This window comes from Dialister sp. CAG:357, from assembly GCF_000435155.1.
Taxonomy (GTDB): Bacteria; Bacillota; Negativicutes; order Veillonellales; family Dialisteraceae; genus Dialister; species Dialister hominis.
The window spans coordinates 9,827-13,997 of record NZ_FR896351.1; the positions used below are offsets into that span (position 1 = coordinate 9,827).

The following is a 4,171-nucleotide window of genomic DNA, read 5'->3' on the forward strand; positions in this document are numbered from 1 at the left end:
TCTTCCGATTTTCTTCGCCATCATGACGTTTGTGTACTACATTTCCGTCACGACCATCGGCACATGGGCTACCGACTGGACGAATGACGTATTATTCGGCGAATATGTCAATGATGCAGCTGCCGGCCTCATGGAAGCCATTGCCGCTCCTGACTGGCTGGAAAGCCTTGTCGTCGACGGCATCATCGGCGGCGTGGGCACCGTCCTTGGCTTCGTGCCGCAGATTGTTCTTATTTTCTTCTTCCTGGCACTCCTGGAAGACTCCGGATACATGGCGCGCGTCGCATTCATCATGGACCGCATTTTCCGCAAATTCGGCCTGTCCGGCAAGTCCTTCATTCCGATCCTGGTCGGAAGCGGCTGCGGCGTGCCGGCTGTCATGGCGACACGTACGATCGAAGATCAGCGTGACCGCCGCATGACCATCATGCTCTGCACCTTCATCCCGTGCTCCGCGAAGGCTGTCATCATTTCCATGATCACGTCCACCTTCTTCCCAGACTCGGTACTCATGGCTCCGGCTATGTACTTCCTGGGCATTGCCGTCATCGTTCTGGCGGGCATTGCTCTGAAGAAGACCTCTGCCTTTGCCGGCGATCCGGCACCTTTCGTCATGGAACTTCCGGCATACCATATTCCGGCTATGAAGGGCGTCATCCGTCATATGTGGGACAGAGCGAAAGGCTTCATCATCAAGGCAGGCACCATCATTTTTGCAGCCTGCGTCATCATCTGGTTCTTCTCCGCATTCAATGCGTCCATGGAAATGGTCGATATTGAAGACTCCATGCTCGCAGCCTTCGGCGGAGCTATTTCCTGGATCTTCGCACCGGTCGGTCTGGGCGACTGGAAAGGCGCCGTCGCTGTCATTTCCGCTGAAATGGCAAAGGAAAACGCTATCGGCACCCTTGCTGTCCTGAACGGCGTCGCTGCTGATGCAGAAGACATGGAACTCATGGCTGGCATTGCCGGCATGTTCACACCGATTGCCGCTTTCTCCTTCATGATCCTGAACCTGTTCGACCCGCCGTGCGTCGTTGCTATGGCTACGATTGCCCGTGAAATGGGCGACAGGAAATGGGCAGCTCTTGCCATCGGATTCCAGATCATGCTCGGATACGGCATGGCATTCGTCGCTTACAACATCGGAAGCTGGCTCTTCTACGGCGCCGCTTTCGGCATTGGACAAGTCCTTGCCATCGTCGTCAGCCTGGCAGCTCTCTGGATGATCGTCCGTCCTGCTCCCAAGAAGAAGGAAGAAATTCTGGAAGGAGCCGGCGTGAAGGCGTAAGCACCATTATTTCAGAAAGGGTGATTTCATTGAGCATTGGCGTTTACTTAGTCATTGCTGCCATCGCCATCCTCTTCGTCCTGGCATGCCGCCATATTTACAAGGTGACATTCGGCGGAGGAAGCTGCTGCGGAGGCGGGGACGGAGAATGTCCGGCCTGCAAAGCACGCAGCATGGAACTGCATGGGGGCATCAAGAACTCCTGAGTAAGGAAATTTCCAATCATGAAAGATGTCTGGGTCATCGGGCTCAGGCATCTTTTTTTATTGCCCGGAAGATATTTCGCTCAATTTCGCTTGAAAAAGCCCCTCTTACGCAAGGGCGGAAAAGAAACGACTGATTACTCGTTCAAAAAGATGCCGGCTTAAAAACGCCTTTTTCTTTGAAAACGGGCAGAGATCTTTTTTCATGGACATATAGAATATATTTTTTATTTGTATTGCTATCATGAACAAAAACTATTAAAATAAGAGCGATATGCTTTTAACGTTTTTTACAAGATTAACGCGGCCTTCCCGCGCAAAGGAGAAATCACAAGGATGAAAGCACGTGGACTTTTATTTGGCGTAGCTGTCGCTTTCGCCATTTGGAACATTATGGTAAATGGTGTGAACGTAAGAACCGTTGCCATTGCCGTTATGATCCTTCTCTGTCTGGCTATGAATATTTACAACTACCACCAGAAGAAGAAAATCAGGCAGGAGGAAGAGGACCAGATCCGTGAGAAGGAAGAAGTCCGCCGTCTTCGCGCTGAAGCCCGCCATAAGCAGTCTAGAAGAGGAAAGAGAAACAAGAAATAAGCATTTTCCAAATGCTGATCCGGGATGAAAGTTCCCGCTAGTCTTTCCTTTCGAGGTGCATATGCCGGTCGCTTTAATTTACCGCTGGGTGATCTTCGTCTTTCTGATCATAGGGCTGATCCTCCTGATGAAGCATAAGGTCCTGACGCCTTTTGTTTTTTGGTCAAGAATCCAGTACTACACATTTTCCACATTTACCCTGTTCGTACTCTGGCTGGGCGCGACGCTCATGAAAGTGGACATGCCGGTTCTTTATACCGCCGACTTCCGCTACGCTGTCGCAGCGAGCCTTGGGACACTGTCGCTCATGTACCATCTCATCGTGCGGCCGGGCGCCATAAGGACCCACAAGCTGAACGACATCAGCTACGAACACTTTTCCTTTTACAACTACATATTCCATTACATCATTCCGATCCTGATGATGATCGACTACATTCTCTTCGTAGACAAGCGCGAAATGCACTGGTACACCATGATCACATGGATGGTTTACCCTGCACTCTATGTCGTCTTCGTCTACTTCAGGGCATGGCTGACGATCGTTCTCCACGGGAAGAGCCATCTCTATCCCTACACCTTCATGGATCCGAATTTCCATAATATCCTTGTCATCACGAAAGGCGTCCTCATGGTAGGCCTGCGCTTCTTCATCATCGGCATCATCGTCTATGCCGTCGGAGCAGGCCTCTGGGCACTTGGCATTCCGCCCCTTTCCTGGACGTTTAATGGATGATGGATAAGACGGATGCATGCGGGCTTCCCGCTTCTGCAGATGTCCGTATGTTATAATCAATGCATTGATTTCCCTTTATTGCTGCTCAAAAGGAGTATGAAGCATGGCAAATAAGATCACACAGACTGGATCCCCGAAAGATTTCGTCGACCATTCCTATTTTTACAAACCCTATATGATTCCTGCAGTGTTAGGATTCATCCTCTGGGCAGCCTACGTATGCTGGACCGGCTACTGGGGCATCGTCCACGGCCGCGTTCCTGTCATTGATATCGGCATACAGATTGCCATCCTCTGGTGGTTGCTCGATACCGTCCTCACCAAGACCGTTTACCGCCTGGAAGATGATGGGCTCTACATGCTGAAGACCGGCGTAGGCCACAAGAAGGAAATCATCATTCCTTATGATGAAATCTACGGCGTGCACCACTTCAAGAACCAGCTCATGAAGCCGGTCACCTACCGCTATACATTCCATGAATACGCAAAGATGGACAACCGTCCGATCTGGTCCCTCCTCTACGATATCGGAAGCACCCAGAAAGTCGGCCGCGTCCTCATGAAAGCCTCTGAAGAATTCTGGAAGGAATTCGAAAAGAGAATGCCCGGCCAGATCCGCATCCCGCAGGAAGAAGTCGTCACCTTTACCTATAAAGGCATGGAAAAGAAACTCCGTGAACAGGGCTACTTCAAGGAACATCCGGAAATGGACTTCGAAGAAGGCATCAAGCAGCTCCGCCAGAAGGGCACCGAAATGGGCGGCCGCGCTGACGAACTGACAGGCGAAGACTTCCACGGCGAAGAAGTCGAACTCAAGGACGGCACCAGAACCGATACATTGGAAGCTGCCAGAAAGAAAGGCATTGCTACCAGCGACGCAAAGGAAAAAGCGCCGGAAGAAACCGCCAAGGAAGAACCGGCCAAGAAAGAAACAGAAGCAAAAGAGACGAAGTAAAAAACAAATGAGGGCTGTGACAAAGTGTGCAAACATTTTGTCACAGCCCTTTTTCTATTGGAATATTCCATTGGAGGATTATCTGACATAAATATAGGCCTGTGTTATCTGAAAACCATAGGCGATGATGCTTCGCCTTCTTAGAAAATGCAACTCTTTCTCCCAGCAACAGAAAAGTGATAGGCTGGGCACTTTCCCCTCCGGGGACAGTTCTGCGATGTGAAATATAAGAAATCAGTTCTAATTTGTCTTGAACTTATATACCTACGGCTGAGGAAATGCAACTCATCCGACCCGTACACTAAGACTTATGTCATTATCATGAATCACTTCTATACCAACTGGTATACGGCCCACCTAGTACAATAGAAGTGTAGTAGATAGGTCAC

General features: G+C 50.1%; 5 protein-coding genes. All 5 read left to right on the forward strand.

What is annotated here, in order from left to right:
* Window positions 1-1,291, forward strand: a 1,291-nt coding sequence (gene feoB, locus M3200_RS00470) for a ferrous iron transporter B (protein WP_288178056.1), incomplete at its 5' end; no start/stop codon positions are given.
* Between the two features lie 29 nt (window positions 1,292-1,320).
* On the forward strand, window positions 1,321-1,497 hold the full coding sequence (locus M3200_RS00475; protein ID WP_022381578.1) for a hypothetical protein: 177 nt from the start codon (window positions 1,321-1,323) through the stop codon (window positions 1,495-1,497).
* A gap of 333 nt (window positions 1,498-1,830) precedes the next feature.
* Window positions 1,831-2,091 carry a hypothetical protein gene (locus M3200_RS00480; RefSeq protein WP_022381579.1) on the forward strand — a complete coding sequence of 87 codons (261 nt, stop codon included), beginning with the start codon at window positions 1,831-1,833 and terminating at the stop codon, window positions 2,089-2,091.
* Between the two features lie 61 nt (window positions 2,092-2,152).
* Window positions 2,153-2,827, forward strand: a complete 675-nt coding sequence (locus tag M3200_RS00485; RefSeq protein WP_022381580.1) for a Pr6Pr family membrane protein — start codon at window positions 2,153-2,155, stop codon at window positions 2,825-2,827.
* Between the two features lie 103 nt (window positions 2,828-2,930).
* Window positions 2,931-3,782: a hypothetical protein gene (locus M3200_RS00490; RefSeq protein WP_022381581.1), complete on the forward strand. Its 852-nt coding sequence runs from the start codon at window positions 2,931-2,933 to the stop codon at window positions 3,780-3,782.
* Window positions 3,783-4,171 lie beyond the last annotated feature (389 nt).